We start from the raw sequence: 20,195 nt of genomic DNA, 5'->3' as shown, positions 1-20,195 counted from the left end.
CGCTCGCGACGAACGGGCCCCGGAAGACCGCGAGGTCGGCCGGGGCCCGCGCCTGTTCCGGGCGGCGTCCCGGGACGGACGGTCCGTCGTCCCGCACCCGCTCAGAGGGCGGCGACCCCCGCCGGAGCCCGCTCCGCCCGGCTCAGGGCGCGCAGCACCGCCGGCTGCCCGTGCCGGCGTACGGCGAGGCGGGCCAGCAGCGTCAGCACCGGGTCGACCACCTCGGCCGGCAGCTCCGGGGTGGGTACGCCCACGCTGACCGCGAGGTCGTCCGCGTGCACGACGAGTTCCATCAGCCGGGTGACCAGGTAGTCGTCCAGGGTGAGCGACCACGGGCCACGGACCACGTGCACCACCCGCCCGGGTGGCTCCGCCGCCAGCACGTCCGCCAGCTCGCGCAGCGTGGCGGCGCACCGGTCGACCAGAGCGGCCGGGCCGTCGGCGGCGAGTCCGTCACCGGCGCGGCGGATGGCGACGTTCACCGTGGCGTCGACCGGGGCGCCGAGCCAGGTGCCGCGCGCGTAGTGGTCGAGCAGCCCCACGGGGTCGCCGGCGGGGACAGGTGCGGCCAGCACGGCGGGGACGCCGAGCACCTGGCTGGCGAGGTGGCCGGCCAGGCCCCCCACGCCGAACGCGGGCAGGGCGCTCGGCTCGTCCCAGCGGGCCGCGACGGCGGGGGCGGCGAGCAGTTCCACCGCCGAGCGCGCGGCGGTGAGATAGGTCGTCCTGATCGGATTCACGGAGGACCCCTCCTTCGACGGGCGATCCCCCGAGCCTATGGCCCGCCGGGACACCGGCCCTCTCGGTGCGTGCCGGGTAGGCCGCCCCTCCCGTCCCGTCCACGGACCGGAGGCGGTGCCGGGCGAAACGGGACAGCCGAAACCCGTCCGCGCTGGCCGGGACCCCATACGTCTCACTCTCGTACGTCGGCTGGCCCATGGGCGTCGGCGCTCGCCGTCACGCTCCCACCGCCGGCTGAGTCGGCCGCACCCGGGCCACCGGGGTGCCGCCGACGGCCGCCCGCCAACCGGGCGGGACACCGGCCGCTCCGCACGACCGCGCACGTCACGCCCCTGGTGGGGACGGGGTGCGCGGTCGGCGGAGCGGACGTCAGCGGGCGGTGCAGGTGACGGTGGCCGGCGCGGTGTTCGCCCCGGTCGTACTGCCAAGGAAGCCGGCGGTGGCGGTGGCGCCCGCACCGAGGGCGCCGTTCCAGCCGGCGTCACGGACGGAGACGGTCGCCCCGGTCTGGGTGTGGGTGCCGCCCCAGAGCTGGGTGATCCTCTGACCGTCCGGGAAGTTCCAGCCCACCGTCCAGCCCGCGATCGCCGCGCTGCCGGCGTTGCGGACCACCAGCTCGCCCTGGAAGCCGCCCTGCCAGGAGCCGGTCACCCGGTACGTCGCCGTGCACCCGCTGGTGGGCGGCGGGGTCGTCGGGGGCGGCGTGGTCGGCGGCGGCGTGGTCGGCGGCGGCGTGGTCGGGGGCGGGGTCGTCGGCGGCGGGGTGGAGGCGGTCGGCGTCGGGTCGGGCGTGCCACCGAGCCGGTCCGCCACCAGGATGCCGCGGCCGTTGGTGCCGAGGTAGACCCGGCCGTAGACCCGGGGGTCGCCGGTCAGGGCCTCGCCCGCGTTGCCGTACTGGTGCTGGTCGTCGTTGATCCGTACCCAGGTCGCGCCGGTGTCGTCCGAGCGGTGCACGCCGGGTCGGCCGTCCACGGTGCCGAACAGGTACAGCGCCGGGTACGTCCGGCCGGGCGCGGCCTTGCCGAAGCCGACGTTGCCGGCGGTGCTCACCGCCGCCAGCTTGGCGAAGGTGGCCCCGGAGTCGGTCGAGCGCCACAGCCCGCCCTCGCCGGCCAGCCACAACTCGCCCTCCTTGCCGGGCAACGCCTTGAACCTGACGTTGCCGGTGGCGGGCAGGCCGGCGGCGGCCGAGGCGGTGAAGCTCGCTCCGCCGTCGGTGCTGACGTAGAGCCTGCCGCCGGCGAAGGCGTAGAACTTGTTCGGGTTCACCCGGTCGGACTCGATGGTCGCGTTGGCCGGGACCCCCGTCGACGCGGCCCACGAGGTGCCGAACCCGACCGAGTGCACCACCCGCTGGCCGGCGTCGCCCGGCGCCCAGACGAATCGGCTGCCGTCGGCCGACGCGGCGACCGTGCCGCCGCTGTTGACGCCGGACGGCTCGGTGCCCTGGAACCAGTTCGCCCCGCCGTCGGTGGAGAACGCGACGTGGCTGTCGTTGGGGCGGTCCGCGTCGGCGAAGTTGCCGGCCCGCACCATCACCGCCGGCTTCGTCTCGGCGTAGTCCAGGCTGGTGGTGCTGGTGAAGTTCGGCTGGGTGAACATCATCGGCGGCACGGCGTCCAGGTCGGTGTGCCGGAAGCCGCCGATGTCGCCGAGCGCGCTGACCAGTGGCGCCCCGGAGGGCGGGCTGACCAGGTCGAGCACCGCGGTCTCCTCCAGCCCCCGCACCATGGGCTTGATGGTGAACTGGCTGCCGGCGTCCCACTTGGTGAGGTCGGTGCTGCCGTAGATGGTCGCGCCGGTGCCGTACAGGAAGCGGTTGCTGTCGTGCGGGTCGATCTCGACCGACTCGTTCATCCAGCCGAGCTTCGGGGTCTCCTCCGGCGGGGCCGGGTTGCTGCCGAAGGTCAGCCACGGCACGGAGCTGACGTCCATGGTGTAGCGCTTGGACCGGTTCGGGTAGCTGGTGAACTCCCAGATCCGGGTCCAGGTGGCGCCCCCGTCGGTGCTGCGCCAGAAGATCGCGTCCGGCCACCACGAGATCTGGGTGGCCACCATCAGGGTGTTCGGCTTCTGCCGGTCGATGGTGAGGCCGCTGTAGCCGAAGTACGCGTCGGTGCTGGTGGACGGGATCGGGCTGATCCGCGTCCACGCGCCGGTGGCGCGGTCGAACTTCCAGACGTCGCCCTTGCCGCCGTCGTACGGGCCGCCGGTGTCGCTGGTGGCGATGTAGAGGAAGCCGCCCACCGGGTCGACGACGCCCTTGTGCGCGAGGTAGCCGGTCGGCTGCCCGGCGATCCGCTCCCAGCTCGCGCCGCCGTTCGTGCTGCGGTAGACCGGGTTCTCCTTGTCGGCCACGCCGACGTAGACGGTCTGCGTGGCGTTGCCGGCCGTACCGGTGCTCTTGTCGAAGCTGACCCAGGTCAGGCCCTGGTTCTGGCCGTTGTAGCCGTTCGGGTCGCTCGGGTCGGCCCGGTAGTTGCCGACGTTGGGGAAGTTGGCCACCTTGGCCCAGGTCGCCCCGAAGTCGGTGCTGCGCCACAGGCCGTTGCCGCCCTCGGCGCCGTAGTACAGGATGCTGTTCTTGTTGGGGTCGACGGCGAGCCGCTCGCCCATGCCCCGGCCGGGCATGTTCCCGCCGTTCTTGAACGGCAGCTCGGTGACCTGCCAGGTGGCGCCCTTGTCGGCCGAGCGGAGGATGGCGCCGTTGTTCGGGTCCCAGTCGTTGGTGTACATCCCGACGGCCGCGTAGACGCGGTTGGTCTGCACCGGGTCCGTGGCGACGCTGACCACGCCGTTCCAGCCCCACTTGTCGGCGCCGACCCAGTCCAGCAGCGGCGTCCAGGACTGCCGGTCCTGCTCCCACCGGTACATGCCGCCGATGTCCGTGCGGGCGTAGATCAGGTTCTTCTCGGTGGGGTTGAAGACGATGCCGGGGACGAAGCCGCCGCCGTCGATCCGGACGTTCTTCCAGGTGTACGGCTCGGCGGCGGCTGCGGCGGCGGTGGGCGCGCCGGCCGCTGTGAACGGTGCCGCCACGACGGCCGCGGCGACGACGAGCGCGGACACGACCGCGCCGACGTAACTTCTCCGCATCTGCGGTTCCTTCCGGGTTCGGACGCCGGGAGCGGACGTGGTGACGGCCACGCCCGGCAACGGGGACGTGCGGAAACGCGCCGGAGCTGCCCTGGCTCCGGTCATCGGCGCGACGGCTCCCGCACCCGAGGAACGGGCTTACCCTAGCTGATTCCACCGACCTGCTGGAAGCGCTCCCAGGAACCACCCGGGTCGGGTGAGGGGCCCTCATCCCGGCCGGCGCCAGGATCGGTCCCGGCGGGCCCGTGCACACCGGACAGCTATCCCGTGAGGAGTGACAGATGGCCATCGAGACGATCAGCCGTACCGACCGGGACATCCAGTCGGCCGTCCTCGACGAGCTGACCTGGGAACCCCGGGTACGGCCGCACGAGATCGGCGTGACGGTCGCCGAGGGCGTGGTCACGCTGACCGGCCGGGTGGACAGCTACGCCAAGAAGTGGGCCGCCGAGCGGGCGGCGCACCGGGTGGCGCGCGTCCGGGCGGTCGCCAACGACCTGGCGGTACGCCTCGGCACCGGCGCGGAACGCGCCGACCCGGACATCGCCGCCGCGGCCGGGCACGCGCTCGAGTGGGACGCGTTCGTCCCGCCGGAGCAGCTCGACGTGACCGTCTCGCACGGCTGGGTCACGCTGCACGGCGAGGTGGACTGGGAGTACCAGCGCCGCGCCGCCGAACGCGCCGTGGCCCGGCTGACCGGCGTACGCGGAGTCAGCAACGGCATCACCGTGCGCCCGGACGCCCGGCCGGACGGGCACGCCCTGGCGGTGCGGATCGTCGACGCGCTGGCCCGCAACGGGGCCACCGAGGCGGAGCGGATCACCGTCCGGGTGCACGGCGACACCGTGGTGCTCGGCGGGCTGGTCCACTCGATGCCGGAGCGGGCCGAGGTGGAACGGACCGTCTGGTGCGCGCCGGGCATCCGCGAGGTGCAGAACCACATCGCGGTCGCCCCGGTGCTGGGCTGAGCCGGGCGCGGACCACCCGGGCGGGGTGAGCCACCCTCACCCCGTCGCGGCGAAGGCTGGGAGGCATGACTGAGGGGACCACCCGATGACGACTCCACTCCAGGTCACCGCCCGCCTGCGGACCCCGGTGACCGGGCACGACCACATCCGCGGCCCGGTCGACGCGCCGGTGACCGTCGTCGAGTACGCCGACTTCCAGTGCCGGTTCTGCGGAGCCGCGTACGCGAACCTGCGGGAGCTGCTGCGGCAGCGGGCCGACACGGTGCGGCTGGTGTACCGGCACTTCCCGATCACCAACATGCACCCGTACGCGGAGCAGGCCGCCGAGGCGACCGAGGCGGCCGGCCAACGCGGGCAGTTCTGGGCGATGCACGACTGGCTCTACGAGCACCAGGACCAGCTCGACCCCGTGCACCTGTCGCTCGGCGCGGAGCAGCTCGGCCTGCCCGCCAACGAGGTCACCGCCGAGGTGGAGCGACAGGCGCACGGCGACCGGGTGCGGCGGGACTTCGTGGGCGGCATCCGCAGCGGCGTCCACGCCACCCCGACCCTGTTCGTCAACGGCACCCGCCACGACGGGGACTACGACGTCGCGGACCTCCTGACGGCGGTCGACGCCGCCACCCCCTGACCACCGACCGCCCCCGGCCCACCCGGACCACCTCCGGAACCCGCCCCGGGCCGGACTCCGGACCAAGCTCCGGACCGCCCCCGGACCGCGTCCGGACCGCCCCCGGGCCGCACCCGGGCCGCACCCGGGCCGCCTCCGGACCGGTGATCATGAGGTTTGCGTGCCAGAAAGCGCATTCCCAAGACGCAAACCTCATGATCACCGGGGAGAGGGCGGGCAGGCGGTGGGTGGGCAGGCGGGCCGGGGGCGTGGGTTAGATCAGGTGGAGGGAGCGGGCTCGGCGGACCGCTTCGCGGCGGCGGGTGGCGTCGAGCTTGCGGTAGATGTTGCGCACGTGGGTCTTGACCGTGTTGACCGACAGGGACAGTTCGGCCGCGATCTCCACGTTGGACAGGATGCTCTGCAGGTAGCGCAGGATCGTCAGCTCCCGCTCGGTCAGCGGCTCGTCCAGCGCCCCCGTGCCCCGCTCAGCCGGGGCCCGCTCGGTCGGCGCGTCGGCGCCCCGGACCAGGTCGCTGACCGTCGGCCAGTGCGCCGTACCGGCGTCCAGGTGCGCGGCGAGCAGGTCACGGACCCCGGGCTCGGCGCGCGTGAACGCCCGCCGGAACCCCTCCGGACCGGCCAGGTCGAGGGCCCGCTCCAGCAGTCGGCCGGCCCGCCGGTCGTCGCCCGCGCGCCCGGCCAGCACCGCGTCGAGCACGGCGGCGTCCAGGCGTACGGGCAGCGGCCAGCCGGCCGCCTCCGGCGACTCCCAGTCCGGCAGCGCGTACCCGGCGGCGCGCGGGTCGCCGGCCCGCAACTCCACCCGGGCGAGCGCGACGGCCAGCGGCGGGGCGGTCGCGTCGGGTGCCCGTGCGAGCAGGTCCCGGGCGGCGCCCAGATCGCCCCGTGCCCCGCGTACGTCGGACTCGGCGGCCAGCAGCCAGTGCGTCAGCTCGCCGGCCCGGGGGCGCCCGGTCAGCCGCTCCCGCGCCTCGGCCAGCACCCGGTGGCCCTCGGGCAGGTCACCGGCGTCCCGCAGCAGGTACGCCCGGCACAGCGCCGCCACCGCCCCCACCACGGGCTCGCCGGTGGCCGGCGTGGCCAGTGCCAGGTTCGCCTCCGCCTCCTCGGGCTGGTCGCGGTGCAGCGCGACCAGGGCCAGCGCCAGGTACGCGTGGGCGCAGTCCTCGCGGCAGGACCAGCCGTGGCAGGGCGGCATGGCGAGGGCGTCCCGGGCGAGGGTCTCGGCGGCCCGCAGCTCGCCCCGGACGGCGTGCAGCAGGGCCGCCCGGCTGGCGCAGACCAGCTCCGTACGCGCTCGCCCGGCCTCCCGGGCCGCCGACAGCGACCGGGCGAAGGCGAGACCGGCGGCGGGCAGGTCCCCGTCCGCCAGGTCGGCCAGGCCCAGCGCGGTGCCGGCCACCGCCCGCACGTCGGCGTCCTCGGCGACGGCGCCGCGCGGCTCGGCGGGCATCGGCGGGGACACGGACGGGCCGGGCGACGGGGCCGGGGACGCCGGCACCAGGGGCACGGACGGATCGGGCGACGCCGGGGACGGGGCGGGGCGGGTGGCGAGCAGTCGGGCCGCGGCGGCGCGTACCGCTTCGGGGTCGTCGGCCAGCCGGGCCAGGGTGAGTTCCAGCGCGGTGACCAGGCGCCGGAACCGGTCCCGGCGCGGCGCCGGCAGCGTCCGCGCGGCCTCGACGGCGCCGCGCAGGTGCCCGGCGGCGGCGGTGGCGTCGCCGGCCCCGGCCCGCTCGGCGGCGCAGGCCAGCCCGAGCTCCGGGTCGCGGCGCACCGCCTCCGGCGGCGGGGGCGCGGGCGGACGGCCGGCGGGCGTGTCCCGGTCGTACGGGACCAGCTCCGGCCAGCGGGCCACGAAGAGCGCGGCGGCCCGGTCGTGGTCGCCGCCGGCGAGCGCGTGCCGCAGCCCCTCGGCGGGCCGCCCGTTGTCGGCGTACCAGCCGGCCGCGCGCAGGTGCAGGTCGCGCAGTTCGTCGGCGGGCAGCCGGCCCAGCTCCGCGTGCAGCAGGTCGGCCAGGAGCGGTGGGCACCGGTACCAGGGCGGGCGGCTGTCGTCGCGGCGCAGCAGCCCGCCGTCACCGGCCAGGCCGGCCAGCGTCTGCTCGGCGTCGGCCCGGCCGGTCAGCGCGTCGGCGAGGCCGGCGCAGACCGCGTCGGCGACGGCGGAGCGGCGCAGCACGTCCCGCGCCGCCGGGTCGAGCCCGGCGAGCACCTCCTCGCGCAGGTAGCCGGCCACTTCCGGCTGGTCGCCGCCGAACTGCTCGGCCCAGCGGGCCGGGTCCGGCTGCCCGCGCAGCGCCAGCGCGGCGAAACGGAGCGCCGCCGGCCAGCCGCCGGTGCGTTCCCGCAGCCGCCGCACCCCGGCCGCCGGCAGCGCCACCCCGTGCGCGGTCAGCAGGTCGGCGACCTCGTCGCCGCTGAAGGCCAGTTCGTCGGGGCCGACCTCGGTCAGCTCGCCGGCCAGCCGCAGCCGGTGCACGGCCAGCGGCATGCCGGCGCGGGCGCCGACCACCAGCCGCAGCCGCTGCTCGGCGTGGCGGAGCAGGAACTCCAGTCCGGCCAGCGCCTCCGGGTCGGTGATCCGGTGCAGGTCGTCCAGGACCAGCAGCACCGGCCGTTCCCGGGCGGCGAGGGCCGCGGCCAGCACCTCCAACTGGTCGGGGCGGGGCGGTCGGTCGGGCACGGGCGGGGACGCCACGTCGTCGCCGGGGTCCGTGGCCGCGCGCAGCGCCGCCGCGAGGTAGGACCAGAGCCGGTCCCCGTCGTCGCCGGCCTCCACGGAGACCCAGGCCGCCCGGGGCCGGTCGGGTTCCGCCGGTTCGCCCGCCGCCGCGCCGAAGTCGCCCGGCGCGGCACCGGCCGGCCCCTCGTCCCGGGGGCCTCCGGCGGCGGCGGTCACCGGCCCCTCCCCCACCCGGCCCCGGTGCGCGCCGGCCTGGCCGGCGGCCCGGAACCAGGAGGCGAGCAGCGTCGTCTTGCCCCACCCCGCCGGGGCGCGGACCAGGGTGACCGGCCCGGCGGTCCCCTCGTCCAGCGCCCGCAGCAGCCGGGGCCGCAGCACCAGCGGCTCCGGCGGCGGGGCGGGGCACAGCCGCGACGCCAGCAGCGGCGTGCCGGCCCGCCCGGGCGCGACCGCGACGACTCCCTTGTCCCGTACGTGCTCCGGCATCCGGCCCGCCCTCCACCGATGCGTCCACTCCCCCAGGTCCCGCGGGCGGCGGTTACCCGGCGTGGGCCCGTTCACCCCTTCGGGGGGACCCGGCTTCACCCCGCCCCGGGCGACCCTGGTCGTACGCGGGCGACCGGCCGCGCGCGCCGGTGCGCGTCCGGCGGGGAATGGGGAACGGGAGGCGGGGCCGAGGTGAATCGGATAGGACGGCTGGCGGGCGCGACCGGCGCGGCGCTCGCCGTCGTGGCGGCGGGCCGGGCGCTGGCTGTACGGCGGCGCGGGTCGGCCTGGCCCCGCGCGGCCGGCGCCGACCCGCGCCCCGCGCGCTGGCAGGTGGTGACCGTCGACCGCGCGCCCGGCGAGGTGCTGCCCGGCGGCCGCTGGCCGGAGCCGCTGCGCCGGCTCGGCCGCGCGGTGCAGGTCGAGCTGCGGCCGGCCCCTGGCTGCCGGGGCACGGAGCTGGCGGCCCGGCCGGTGCCCGGCGCGGCGGCCCCGGCGGGGCTCGCCGCCCACCTGGTCGGCGACGATCCCGGCCTGCTGGTCCGCCGGGCGCTGCGGGAGGTCAAGCAGCTCGCCGAGACCGGTGAGGTGCTCCGCGCGGACCGCCGGCCGGCCGACCGCCCGGCGGGACCGCCGCGATGAGGGCGCTGTGCTGGGTGGGCGCGGGCGAGCTGGCGGTACGGCAGGTGCCCGACCCGGAGCTGCGCAACGGCCACGACGTCGTCGTCCGGGTCCGGCAGAGCGCCACCTGTGGCGGGGACCTGCCGCTGCTGGCCGGGCGGGTGCCGTTCCTCGCCGTCGGCGACGTGCTCGGGCACGAGTTCCTCGGCGAGGTGGTCGAGGTCGGGCCGGAGGTGCGCCGGCACCGGGTCGGCGACCGGGTGGTGGTCTGCTCGTCGGTGGCCTGCGGCAGCTGCTGGTACTGCCGGCGCGACCTGCCCTCCTGCTGCGACAACGGCAGCGCCGACCCGGCCGTCGCCGAGGCGGCCTGGGGCCACCCCACCGGCGGGGCGTTCGGCCAGCCCCGGGCGATGGGCGGCTTCGCCGGCAGCCACGCCGAGTACGTCCGGGTGCCGTACGCGGACGTGGGCGCGTTCACCGTGCCGGAGGCGGTCAGCGACGACCGCGCGCTGTTCGCCTCCGACGCCGCGCCGGCCGGCTGGATGGGCGCGGACCTCGGCCAGGTGCGCCCCGGCGACGTGGTGGCGGTCTGGGGCGCGGGCGCGGTCGGGCAGCTCGCGGCCCGGGCGGCGTGGCTGCTCGGCGCGGAGCGGGTCATCGTCGTCGACGCCGAGGACGAGCGGCTGCGGATGGCCGAACGGCACGCCGGCGCGGAGACGATCGACCACCGGCTCGCCGACGTCACCGCCGAGCTGCGCGAGCGCACCGGCGGGCGGGGCCCGGACGTGTGCGTCGAGGCGGTGGGGGCGGCCTGGAACGGGCACGGCCCCCGGTCGCTGGCCGAGCGGTTCACCGGCGGCGCCGAGCGACCGGCCGCCGTCCGGGAGGCCGTGCACGCCTGCCGCAAGGGCGGTTCGGTCTTCCTGCTCGGCGAGTTCACGGGCTTCGTCGACACCTTCCCGCTCGGGGCGGTCACCAACAAGGGACTGACGGTGCGGGGCGCGCGGCAGCACGGGCAGCGGTACATCCCGATGCTGCTGGAGCGGATGGCCCGCGACGAGCTGCGTACCGAGCACCTGGCCACCCACCGGCTGCCGCTGGAGCGGGGCGCGGAGGCGTACGCGCTGTTCCGGGACCGGGCCGACGGCTGCGTCCGCGCCGTACTCAGCCCCGATCCTCCGGCCGCCGCCGGCTGAGACGGAGCGCTGCGGCCCGCCGGGCCGGGTGGCAGACTCGGCGGATGCGTGAGCAGCGGACGTACGACGTGGTCCTCTTCGGGGCCACCGGCTTCACCGGAGGGCTGACCGCCGAGTACCTGGCCCGCAACGCCCCGCCGGGGCTGCGCTGGGCGCTCGCGGGACGCAACCCCGGCAAGCTGGCCGCCGTACGGGACCGGCTGGCCGCGATCGACCCGGCGCTGGCCGGGCTGCCCCTGCTCACCGCCGACGTCACCGACGCGCAGTCGCTGCGGGCGGTCGCCGAGAGCGCCCGGGTGGTGGCCACCACCGTCGGCCCGTACGTGCACCACGGGGAGCCGCTGGTCGCCGCCTGCGCCCACGCCGGCACCGACTACCTCGACATCACCGGCGAGCCCGAGTTCGTCGACCTCATGTACGTGCGCCACCACGCCGAGGCGGAGCGCACCGGGGCGCGGCTGGTGCACGCCTGCGGGTTCGACTCGATCCCGCACGACCTGGGCGTCTGGTTCACGCTCAAGCACCTCCCGGACGACGTGCCGATCACCGTCGACGGGTTCGTCCGGGCCGGCGGGCGGTTCTCCGCCGGCACGTACCACTCGGCGCTCACCGCCTTCTCCCGCACGGCGCAGGCGTCCCGGGCGGCCCGCGAGCGGCGGCAGGTCGAGCCGCGACCGACCGGGCGGCGGGTACGCGCGGTGCCGGGCCGGGTCGCCCGCGCCAAGGAGCTGGGCATGTGGATCGTGCCGCTGCCGACCATCGACCCGCAGGTGGTCCGCCGCTCGGCCGCCGCCCGCCCGGAGTACGGGCCGGACTTCCGCTACCGGCACTTCGCGGCCGTGAAGCGGCTGCCCACGGTGCTGGCCGGCGGGGTCGGGCTGGGCGGGCTGGTGGCCCTGGTGAAGCTGCCACCGACCCGGCGCTGGCTGCTCGGCCGGCTCGCCTCCGGGCAGGGGCCGACGCCGCAGCAGCGGGCGAAGTCCTGGTTCCGGGTCCGGTTCGTCGGCACGGGCGGCGGGCGGCGGGTGCTGACCGAGGTCGCCGGCGGCGACCCCGGCTACGACGAGACGGCGAAGATGCTCGCCGAGTCGGCGCTCTGCCTGGCCGGCGACGAACTGCCGGTCACGGCGGGTCAGGTCACGCCGGTGACGGCGATGGGCGACGCGCTGCTGGACCGGCTGGTGCGGGCGGGGATGACCTTCCGGGTGCTGGACACCCCGGGCTGACGGGGTGCGGACCCCGGACCGAACGGGTCCGGGAGCCGGACCGGACGGAGGCGGCCCACGCAGCGGCGGGAGCAGAGGTCGGCGGGTTGACCCTCGACCAGGTCGAGGCGGCAGGATCGACGCCGTGGAGAGCGACCTGCGCAGCATCGGCGAGCTGGCCCGGGCCAGCGGGTTGACCGTGAGCGCCCTGCGGTTCTACGACTCGGCCGGGGTGCTGGCCCCGGCCCTGGTCGACCCGGTGACCGGCTACCGCTGGTACACGGGCGAACAGGTGGCGCCCGCCCGGCTGGTGGCCGGGCTGCGCCGGGTCGGCATGCCGGTCGCCGAGATCGCCGCTGCGCTGCGCGCCGAGCCGGCACAGGTCCACCGCCTGCTCGACGCGCACCTGCGCCGGTTGGAGGACGGTCTCGCCGACGCCCGCCGCGAGCTGTCCCGGATCCGTACGCTGATCGGTTCCGGGGAGCCCGCCACCACCACCCGTCTCGTCCTGTCCCGCGTCGACCTGGCCGCCGCCGTGGACGCGGTCCGCTTCGCCGTCTGCGCCGATCCCGACCTGCCGGTGCTGGCCGGCGTGCTGTTCGAGTCCGACGCCGACGGCGTACGGCTGGTGGCGACCGACCGGCACCGGCTGGCCGTCGCGCGGGCGGACGCCCGGGTCGACGGGCCGGCGGTGCGGGTGCTCGCGCCGGTCGCCTTCGTCGACGAGGTGCGGGCCCTGCTCGACACCGGCGCGGGGAGCACCCCCGAGGCCCGGCTGACGGTCGACGCCGGCACGATCTCCGTCCGCGTCGCCGGCCGCACGGTCGACGCCGCCGCCCTGCCGTACGACTTCCCGGACCACCGCCGGCTGCTCCGCCCGACGCCCGACGGCCGGCCGGCGCACCGGCTGACGGTCGACGCCGACGCCCTGCGAGCGGCCCTGACCAGCGCCGACGCCCCCGTCGTCGTCCGCCGGCACGACGGCGCCCCGCTCGCGGTGACCGTGCTCGGCCCGGACGGCCAGGGCGGGGTGCGGCTGCTCGGGGCGGACGAGCTGACCGGGGAGGCCGACGCGTTCCGCGTCGGGGTGAACGGCGGCTACCTGCTCGAGGCCCTCGACGCGGCCGGCCGGGGCCAGTTGCTGCTGGAGCTGGACGGGCCGATCACCCCGCTGGCCGTGCGCCGGACGGACGACGTCGACGCGTTCTCCGTCCTGATGCCCATCCGGCTCTGACCGCCGCGCCGGCCCCGACCCGCCGCGCCGGCCGGCGTTGCCGGGGCGCGACGCCGGCCGCGCGGGGCCGTCGAGACCGGGCCGGGGCGTGACGGGCCGCGACGGTAGCATCGGTGGGTCCACCCGACGTCCGGACGGAGCGTACGGAGCAGCATGCTCGACATGGAGTTGATCCGGAAGGATCGCGAGGCGGTGGCGACCGCGCTGGCGAAGCGACTGGATCCCGCCGAGGTCAACCGGGCCCTGGACGAGATCCAGCGGCTCGACCAGGAACGCCGTGCCCTGATCAGTGGCATCGACGGCGAGCGGCAGCGCCGCAAGGCCGAGGCGCGCGCCTACGCGGCGGCGAAGCGGGCCGGCACCGAGCCGGAGGTCTCCACGCCGGAGGCGGGGCGCAAGCAGCTCGCCGAGCTGGAGTCCGAGCTGGACGAGGTGCAGGCGCGGCTGCGCACCGTGATGAGCGAGCTGCCCAACCTGCCCGCCGACGACGTGGTGGCGGGTGGCAAGGAGGCCAACCGGGTCGTCCGGGCCTTCGGCGAGCCGCCGGTGATCGAGAAGGTCCGCGACCACGTCGAGCTGAGCCGGATGCTGGGCCTGGTCGACCACGAGCGCGGGGTCAAGCTCGGCGGCTCCGGCTTCTGGATGTACACGGGCATGGGTGCCCGGCTGGAGTGGGCGCTGCTCAATTTCTTCGTCGACGAGCACATCGGCGCCGGCTACGAGTTCCTGCTCCCGCCGCACCTGCTGCTGGACACCGCCGGGTTCGCCGCCGGGCAGTTTCCGAAGTTCTACGACGACGTCTACCACCTGGACCGGGAGTCCGCCCCGCGCGGCCAGTTCCTGCTGCCCACCTCGGAGACGGCGATCCTCGGGGCGTACCAGGACGAGATCCTGGAGACGGCGAAGCTGCCGCTGAAGGCGTTCGCGTACACCCCCTGCTACCGCCGCGAGGCGGCCGGTTCGCACTCGGACGAGCGGGGCACCGTCCGGGGCCACCAGTTCAACAAGGTGGAGATCTTCCAGTTCTGCCTGCCGGAGCAGGCCGACGCCGCGCTGGAGGAGATGCTCCTGCACGCGGAGAGCCTGGTGGAGAAGCTGGGCCTGCACTACCAGCGCACCCTGCTGTCGGCGGGTGACGCCAGCGCGTCGATGAAGAAGACCCTCGACATCGAGGTGTGGATGCCGAGCACCGGCAAGTACAAGGAGGTGTCGTCGGTTTCCTGGGCCGGCGACTACCAGGCGCGCCGGGCGGCCATCCGCTACCGCGAGCCGGGCGGCAAGCAGACCCGCTTCGTGCACACCCTCAACGGGTCGGCGCTGGCCACCAGCCGGCTCTTCCCGGCCATCCTGGAGCAGTTCCAGCAGCCCGACGGCTCGGTGCTGGTTCCCGAGGTCCTCCAGGCCCGCCTGGGCACCGACCGCCTGACCCCCCGCTGACCCGCCGGCCTCCCCCGCCTCCTCAGGGGGCGGGGGTGAGGCGCAGCGCGAGTTCGGGGCAGACCCTGACCGCCTTGCGCGCGCCCTCGCGCAGCCAGGTCGGCACGGGGGTGGGCGGGAAGGCGGGGTAGCCGTTCCCGTCGAGCCGGATGAAGTCCGGCACCACGTGCGCGCACAGCCCGTGCCCGTCGCAGCGGGACCAGTCCAGCGTGAGTCGTTGCGGGTCCGGGTCGGGGGCGCCCGGCAGGCCCAGCACCGCCCTGACCCGCCGGCCACAGCCCTCGCCGGTGGTGTGCAGCCGCAGGTCATCGGCGAACACCTCCATCGCGGAGAGCGCGAACCGGGCCGTACCGTCGGGGTGGCTGCACGCCCCACGGCCCTTCACGTCGCCCGCGGCGGCGCGGACCACCTCCACCGGGGCGCTGCCGGAAACCGCCAGGTCGACGGCGCGGGCCAGGTCGGGCAGGCCCATCCGGCACGGGCCGCACTGCCCCGCGGACTCGCCGGCCAGGTAGCGCACCACCTGGGCGGCCTCGCCGAGCGGGCAGGTGTCCGCGCCGAGCGGGACGAGGATGCCCGCGCCGAGGGTGCCGCCCACGGCGGCCAGCCCCTTGCGGGAGATCTCCGCCCGGTCGGCGGCCTCCCGGGTGATCCACCTGCCGTGGTAGCCGCCCGTCAGGATGCCCGGCCCGTCCGGCACCTCGCACAGGTCGAGGATCTCCCGCAGCGGCGTGCCGGCCGCGCACTCCACCACCGCCGGGCGTCCGGCCGCGCCGGTGACGGTGAGCAGCACGGTGCCCGGCTCGTCGTCGGTGCCGAGCGCCGCGTACTCGTACGGGCCGAGCCGGGCGGCGACCGCGAGCTGGGCGTACGTCTCGGCGTTGGAGAGCAGGGTGGGCAGGCCGCCGACGCCGGAGTCGCTGGAGCGTCGCCTGGTGCCCGGCGGGATGTGCGGCAGGCCGTTGATGCCGTTGACCAGGGCTCCGCCCTCGCCGGAGATGAACCGGTGCGGCACGGTGACGATGCTGGTCGGCGCCGGCATCCGGCGTTCCTCCAGCGCGTCGGTCAGGGAGTCGCGGCCCACCCCGCCGTCGGCCACCCCGACGACGATCTCGTCGGCGTCCAGCGCGTACGCGGCCAGTGCGGCGCCGTCGAGGACCAGGTGCGGGGCCCGGGTGAGCAGCACCTTGTCCTTCCAGCTCGCCGGCTCCCCCTCGGTGGCGTTGACCACCACCACCGCCGGGAGGTCCCGCCGCTCGCAGGACTCCAGCACCGCGCGGAGCTTCCTGGCGAACGGGAAGCCCGCCCCGCCCTTGCCCTTGAGTTGGACGCCCTCGGCGAGCCGGAGCAGGGTGGCCGGTTCCATCGGCCCGACCGGCCCGTGCACCTCCTCGTGGGCGAGCAGGTCGAGCCGGCCGTACTCGGCGAAGCCGGCGGTGAGCCGGGGCTCGCCGACGCAGGCCACCGGGGGCACGGTCGTCCGCGTCACTTCGCCTCACCCCGCAGCCCGGCCCAGTACGCCCCGTCGACGGCGTCGGCGTTGACCCGGCGGCGGCGGGCCGACCGGCTCTCGCCGGCGGCCCGGCGCGCCCGCCGGGACGCGAGGTCGACCAGGGTCGGGGTGTCGTCGGCCGGCAGCGGTACCTCCTCGGGGACGTACCGGACCGGGGGCCGCCAGTAGTCCGGTTCGAGGTCCCGGTCGTCCTCGACGCTGTGCCGGCCGCCGCCGCCGCGCGGCGCGGCGGACACGCGCCCGGCGGACACGCGCCCGGCGGACACGCGCCCGGCGGACACGGGCCCGGCGGAGATCGGGTCGCTCGGTTCCCAGCGCCGCGGGCTGTCCCAGGGCTCCTCGGCCACCTCGCGGCGGCGCGGCGGCGCGGTGTGGCGTCGCTCCGCGTCCCGCTCGGCCCGGTCCCGGCGAGGGGTCTCCCCGCCGTGGCGGCGCCGGCCGGCGGGGGCGGGTTCGTCCCCGCGCCGGCGGCGGCCGGTCGACGCCGGCTCCTCCTCCCGCCGACGGCCGGTCGACGCGGGTCCCTCCTCCTCCCGCCGGCGGCGCGCGGTCGACGCGGGCTCCTCCTCGCCTCGGCGCCGCCCGGTCGGGGCGAGTTCCTCCTCGGGCCGGCGGCGGGGGCGTGCCGGGTCGCGGAGCATGCCGGGCTCGGGCACGGCCGGCACGGTGAACCGCCCCGGGTCGCGACGCCGCGCGGCGGGGGCGGACCAGGTGCCGGCGACCGTGGCGCCGGCGACCGTGGTGGCCGACCGGGTCCCCGCGTGCCCCTCCGGCTCCGCCGTCCGGTCGGCGCGTCGGGTCAGACCCCGCACCAGCGACCGGCGCGGGGCGTCCTCGGCCGGCCGCCCGGCCAGGGCCTGGTTCATCACGGCGGCCTGGTGCTGCTCCCGGCGGCGCCGGCCGAGGCTCACGGAGAGGCGGACCAGCAGCGCCAGCACGACCAGCAGGACGCAGGCCAGGTAGCTCAGCATCACCCAGGGCTTCGCGGGCCGCCCGGCGTTGAGCCCGTGCACGATGGCGAACGGCCAGGAGAGGTACGCGGCCGAGTGCAGCGTGCGCCAGAGCCACTTCGGACCGACCCCGGCGAAGCGGGCCCGGACGACACCGGTCCAGAGCACGCTCACCATCAGCAGGGCGGACACCGTGCCGAGGCCGACGTAGAGGCCCCGCCCACCGACGAAGGGGACCACCGCGTCGGTGCTCGCCGCCCGGCCGGTGGCGATCTTCGTGAGCACGTGGAAGACCAGCCCGGCGACGCCGAGGATGCCGGTGGCCCGGTGCGCGGACTGGAGCAGCACCCGGTGCCGGATCAGCAGCACCAGCCGGTCGGTGGCGAGCAGCCCCATCATCACGGTGAGGCTCAACGCCACGAGGGCGACGACCCCGGCGAAGAACTCGGTGAAGAAGAAGCCGTACGCGTACGCGGCCGAGCCGACGCCGGTCAGCATGGTGGCGGCCCACAGCGCGGCGAGCGCCGAGAGCGTCAGCAGGGCCACCGCGGACCGGGACCGGGTGCGGGCCCCCCGGCTGGTGCTGGTGGTCCGGACGGTGGGCGGCTTCTGGTTGCGTTGTGCCCGGCCCATCTGCTCCTCGATCGTCTCGCGGCGGCGCACCACCGGCCGGCCCTGTTCCCCATCGAGTACGGACCGACGCGGCGGGCGGATCACCGGCGCGCGGAAATTCCCCCGCACGGTCGTCGAACCGCCCGCCTCCTTGCGCGCGGGCGGCCCGATCGCCCCGAACGCGGCCACCCGGCGCGCATCCACACATGCCCATGCATTGACAGTGCTTGCAATGCGCTTGTAACCTTTCGGAAATTTTCAAGCCCTACTGCAAGATCCCGGCACCATCGGGGCCTCTCGGCCTCGCCACCGCCCCCGTCCCCCACGCCCCGTCAGGAGTCCTCCCATGCAGAGACGTCGACGGTTGTCGGCGATCGTCGCCCTCGGCGTGATCGCCGGCCTGATCGTCCCCACCGCCGCGACCGCGCCCCCGGCCGGCGCGGCCCCGGCGGGCGGCAAGAAGGTCATCGCCAACCTCTTCGAGTGGAACTGGTCCTCGGTGGCCACCGAGTGCCGCACCACCCTCGGCCCGAAGGGCTACGGCTGGGTGCAGGTCTCGCCGCCCCAGGAGCACGTCCGGGGCTCGCAGTGGTGGCTGGCGTACCAGCCGGTCAGCTACCGGATCGAGTCCCGCAAGGGCACCCGCGCCCAGTTCAAGTCCATGGTCGACGCCTGCCACGCCGCCGGCGTCAAGGTGGTCGTCGACGCGGTCGTCAACCACATGTCCGGGCAGGACAACGGCGGCACCGGCTGGGCCGGCTCGTCGTACGGGCACTACGACTACCCCGGGATCTACCAGACGCAGGACTTCCACCACTGCGGGCGCAACGGCGGCGACGACATCGCCAACTACAACGACCGGTGGGAGGTGCAGAACTGCGAGCTGGTCAACCTCGCCGACCTGAAGACCGAGTCGGACTACGTCCGGACGAAGATCGCGGGCTACCTGAACGACCTGCTCTCGCTGGGCGTCGACGGCTTCCGGATGGACGCCAGCAAGCACATGCCGGCCGCGGACATCGCCGCCATCAAGGGCAAGCTGTCGCGCTCGGCGTACATCGTGCAGGAGGTGATCCACGGCGCCGGCGAGCCGATCCAGCCGGGCGAGTACACCGGCAACGGCGACGTGCACGAGTTCCGCTACGGCAAGGACCTCGCCCGGGTCTTCCGCTCCGAGAAGCTCGCCTACCTGCGCAACTTCGGCGAGGGGTGGGGGCACCTGCCCAGCGGCTCGGCCGGTGTCTTCGTGGACAACCATGACACCCAGCGCGACGTCGGCGGGGTGCTGACCTACCGCGACCGGGGCATCTACGCGCTGGCCAACGCGTTCATGCTCGCCTGGCCGTACGGCTCCCCGACGGTGATGTCGAGCTACACGTTCAGCCAGCGCGACCAGGGCCCGCCCTCGGACAGCTCCGGCAGGACGCTCGACGCCACCTGCTACTCCGGCTGGGAGTGCGAGCACCGCTGGCCGGTCGTCGCCAACATGGTCGGCTTCCGCAACGCCACCGAGGGCGCCGGCGTCGTCAACTGGTACGACAACGGCAACAACCACATCGCCTTCGGCCGGTCCGGCAAGGGCTACGTCACGATCAACGACGAGGACTCCGCGGTCACCGGGCGTTCGTACCAGACCGGGCTGCCGGCCGGCCGCTACTGCGACGTCATCCACGGCACCTTCAGCAACGGCACGTGCAGCGGGCCGGTGATCACCGTGGACGGCGGCGGCTGGTTCGCCGCGAACGTACCGGCCCACGACGCGATCGCCATCCACGTGGGCGCGCGGCTGAGCTGAGACCCCCGCTACGGACCCCGTCCCGACCGACATTCGGTCGGGGCGGGGTTTGGCCGTCGTTTGCCCGTTACAGTTGGTTCGTGCGTTTTGACCGAATGAACCGGCGACGCGTCCGCACGCTGGCCGTCGCCGTCGGCGTACCCCTGCTCCTGCTGGCCGGCGGGGCCACCGGCTGGGTGCTGACCCCTTCGGCCGCGCCCACCGCGCCGCCGGTCGTCGTCGGGCCGCCCGCGCCGACCAGCGCGGCCCCGACCAGCGCGGCCCCGGAGCGGGTGCCCCTCGCCGCGCCCGCGCCGGACGACCTGCCGGTGGTCGACTACGGCCCGGCGCCCACCGGCTTCCCGGCCGACCCGGACACCCTGGACACCACGCCGCTGGCCGAGGGTCTGCACCCGACCCGCCGGATCGCGGCCTACACCGCCCCCGGCGGCCGGCCGCTGGCCTTCCTCGACCCCACCCTCAGCGGCGTCGAGCTGACCATGCCCATCGCCCGGCGACAGGCCGGCTGGACGGCGGTGCTGCTCCCGTCGGCCAACCGCACGCTCGCCTGGCTGCCGCCCGGCGGCCACACCACCGTGGCGCTGCCCGACCAGATCGTGGTGGAGCGCAGGCACCACCGACTCACCTGGTACCGCGCCGGCCGGGCCGTCCGCAGCTGGGAGGTCAGCCTCGGCCAGCGCGGCCAGGAGACCCCGCTGGGCCGGACCTTCATCCTCGGTCGCACCCCGCCGCCGGAGAGCGTGTACGGCGGCGTCGACATCTACGCCCTCGGCTCGGTGCCCGACGACCCCGACTCGGTGCCGCCGGGCCTGCGCGGCGCGCACATCGGCATCCACAGCTGGTACCACGACGGCGAGCTGGGCAGGAACACCACCAACGGCTGCATCCGGCTGACGAAGAGCGGGCAACGGGAACTGCTGGCGGAGGTCCGCCCGGGCACCGAGGTGGTCGTGGTCGACGAGCTGCCCGCCCCGCCCCCGACGGCCTGACGCCGCCCGGCACCGACCGTCGCCCGCGT

Annotated in this window: 14 protein-coding genes; 9 read left to right on the top strand and 5 right to left on the bottom strand. The window is 76.0% G+C overall.

The window, feature by feature from the left end; genetic code table 11:
* Nucleotides 1–101 precede the first annotated feature (101 nt).
* Together AB0883_RS15445 and AB0883_RS15440 are read right to left on the bottom strand one after the other, a co-directional pair.
* Nucleotides 102–740 carry a maleylpyruvate isomerase N-terminal domain-containing protein gene (locus tag AB0883_RS15445; protein WP_366641830.1) on the bottom strand — a complete coding sequence of 213 codons (639 nt, stop codon included), beginning with the start codon at nt 738–740 and terminating at the stop codon, nt 102–104.
* A gap of 370 nt (nt 741–1,110) precedes the next feature.
* A complete protein-coding gene (locus AB0883_RS15440; protein WP_366641829.1) occupies nt 1,111–3,840 on the bottom strand; it encodes a cellulose binding domain-containing protein in 2,730 nt (909 codons plus the stop codon).
* Between the two features lie 281 nt (nt 3,841–4,121).
* Between AB0883_RS15440 and AB0883_RS15435 the strand changes: the two genes are divergently transcribed.
* Together AB0883_RS15435 and AB0883_RS15430 are read left to right on the top strand one after the other, a co-directional pair.
* The gene (locus tag AB0883_RS15435; protein WP_366641828.1) at nt 4,122–4,808 is read left to right on the top strand and encodes a BON domain-containing protein; all 687 of its coding nucleotides are present in this window, start codon (nt 4,122–4,124) and stop codon (nt 4,806–4,808) included.
* A gap of 85 nt (nt 4,809–4,893) precedes the next feature.
* On the top strand, nt 4,894–5,439 hold the full coding sequence (locus tag AB0883_RS15430; protein WP_366641827.1) for a DsbA family protein: 546 nt from the start codon (nt 4,894–4,896) through the stop codon (nt 5,437–5,439).
* Between the two features lie 253 nt (nt 5,440–5,692).
* Here the strand turns inward: AB0883_RS15430 and AB0883_RS15425 are convergent, their stop codons facing one another.
* Nucleotides 5,693–8,614, bottom strand: a complete 2,922-nt coding sequence (locus tag AB0883_RS15425; protein WP_366641826.1) for a LuxR C-terminal-related transcriptional regulator — start codon at nt 8,612–8,614, stop codon at nt 5,693–5,695.
* 192 nt (nt 8,615–8,806) lie between these two features.
* Here AB0883_RS15425 and AB0883_RS15420 point away from each other — a divergent pair, with 192 nt between their 5' ends.
* The 5 genes from AB0883_RS15420 to serS all read left to right on the top strand — a co-directional run bounded on the left by AB0883_RS15420 (nt 8,807) and on the right by serS (nt 14,307).
* Nucleotides 8,807–9,256, top strand: a complete 450-nt coding sequence (locus AB0883_RS15420; protein WP_366641825.1) for a hypothetical protein — start codon at nt 8,807–8,809, stop codon at nt 9,254–9,256.
* Nucleotides 9,253–10,431 (top strand): zinc-dependent alcohol dehydrogenase, encoded by a 1,179-nt coding sequence (locus tag AB0883_RS15415; protein ID WP_366641824.1) that lies wholly within the window; start codon nt 9,253–9,255, stop codon nt 10,429–10,431. Before AB0883_RS15420 ends, AB0883_RS15415 begins: the two co-directional genes overlap by 4 nt.
* Before the next feature lie 44 nt (nt 10,432–10,475).
* Nucleotides 10,476–11,657, top strand: coding sequence for a saccharopine dehydrogenase NADP-binding domain-containing protein (locus AB0883_RS15410; protein WP_366641823.1), 1,182 nt, complete (start codon nt 10,476–10,478; stop codon nt 11,655–11,657).
* A 136-nt stretch (nt 11,658–11,793) separates the two neighbouring features.
* A complete protein-coding gene (locus tag AB0883_RS15405) occupies nt 11,794–12,870 on the top strand; it encodes a MerR family transcriptional regulator (protein WP_366642229.1) in 1,077 nt (358 codons plus the stop codon).
* Nucleotides 12,871–13,023: 153 nt separating this feature from the next.
* Nucleotides 13,024–14,307 (top strand): serine--tRNA ligase, encoded by a 1,284-nt coding sequence (gene serS / locus AB0883_RS15400; protein ID WP_366641822.1) that lies wholly within the window; start codon nt 13,024–13,026, stop codon nt 14,305–14,307.
* A 22-nt stretch (nt 14,308–14,329) separates the two neighbouring features.
* On the opposite strand, the gene AB0883_RS15395 is transcribed toward serS, so the two are convergent.
* Nucleotides 14,330–15,796, bottom strand: coding sequence for an NADH-ubiquinone oxidoreductase-F iron-sulfur binding region domain-containing protein (locus AB0883_RS15395; RefSeq protein ID WP_366641821.1), 1,467 nt, complete (start codon nt 15,794–15,796; stop codon nt 14,330–14,332).
* Nucleotides 15,793–17,571, bottom strand: coding sequence for a hypothetical protein (locus tag AB0883_RS15390; RefSeq protein ID WP_366641820.1), 1,779 nt, complete (start codon nt 17,569–17,571; stop codon nt 15,793–15,795). The genes AB0883_RS15395 and AB0883_RS15390 overlap by 4 nt, the downstream gene beginning before the upstream one ends.
* A gap of 157 nt (nt 17,572–17,728) precedes the next feature.
* Between AB0883_RS15390 and AB0883_RS15385 the strand changes: the two genes are divergently transcribed.
* Both AB0883_RS15385 and AB0883_RS15380 read left to right on the top strand, forming a co-directional pair.
* Nucleotides 17,729–19,177, top strand: a complete 1,449-nt coding sequence (locus tag AB0883_RS15385) for an alpha-amylase family protein (RefSeq protein ID WP_366641819.1) — start codon at nt 17,729–17,731, stop codon at nt 19,175–19,177.
* Nucleotides 19,178–19,257: 80 nt separating this feature from the next.
* On the top strand, nt 19,258–20,166 hold the full coding sequence (locus tag AB0883_RS15380; RefSeq protein WP_366641818.1) for a L,D-transpeptidase: 909 nt from the start codon (nt 19,258–19,260) through the stop codon (nt 20,164–20,166).
* The last annotated feature ends 29 nt before the right edge of the window (nt 20,167–20,195 follow it).

Source organism: Micromonospora sp. NPDC047812 (assembly GCF_040704175.1).
Taxonomy (GTDB): domain Bacteria; phylum Actinomycetota; class Actinomycetes; order Mycobacteriales; family Micromonosporaceae; genus Micromonospora.
This window is presented reverse-complemented; position numbering and strand designations above follow the sequence as displayed.

Excerpts from the sequence above, each read along its gene's own strand:
- AB0883_RS15440 (WP_366641829.1), bottom strand. The coding sequence starts at position 3,840 with ATGCGGAGAAGTTACGTCGGCGCGGTCGTGTCCGCGCTCGTCGTCGCC.
- AB0883_RS15435 (WP_366641828.1), top strand. The coding sequence starts at position 4,122 with ATGGCCATCGAGACGATCAGCCGTACCGACCGGGACATCCAGTCGGCC.
- AB0883_RS15430 (WP_366641827.1), top strand. The coding sequence starts at position 4,894 with ATGACGACTCCACTCCAGGTCACCGCCCGCCTGCGGACCCCGGTGACC.
- AB0883_RS15425 (WP_366641826.1), bottom strand. The coding sequence starts at position 8,614 with ATGCCGGAGCACGTACGGGACAAGGGAGTCGTCGCGGTCGCGCCCGGG.
- AB0883_RS15415 (WP_366641824.1), top strand. The coding sequence starts at position 9,253 with ATGAGGGCGCTGTGCTGGGTGGGCGCGGGCGAGCTGGCGGTACGGCAG.
- AB0883_RS15410 (WP_366641823.1), top strand. The coding sequence starts at position 10,476 with ATGCGTGAGCAGCGGACGTACGACGTGGTCCTCTTCGGGGCCACCGGC.
- serS (WP_366641822.1), top strand. The coding sequence starts at position 13,024 with ATGCTCGACATGGAGTTGATCCGGAAGGATCGCGAGGCGGTGGCGACC.
- AB0883_RS15385 (WP_366641819.1), top strand. The coding sequence starts at position 17,729 with ATGCAGAGACGTCGACGGTTGTCGGCGATCGTCGCCCTCGGCGTGATC.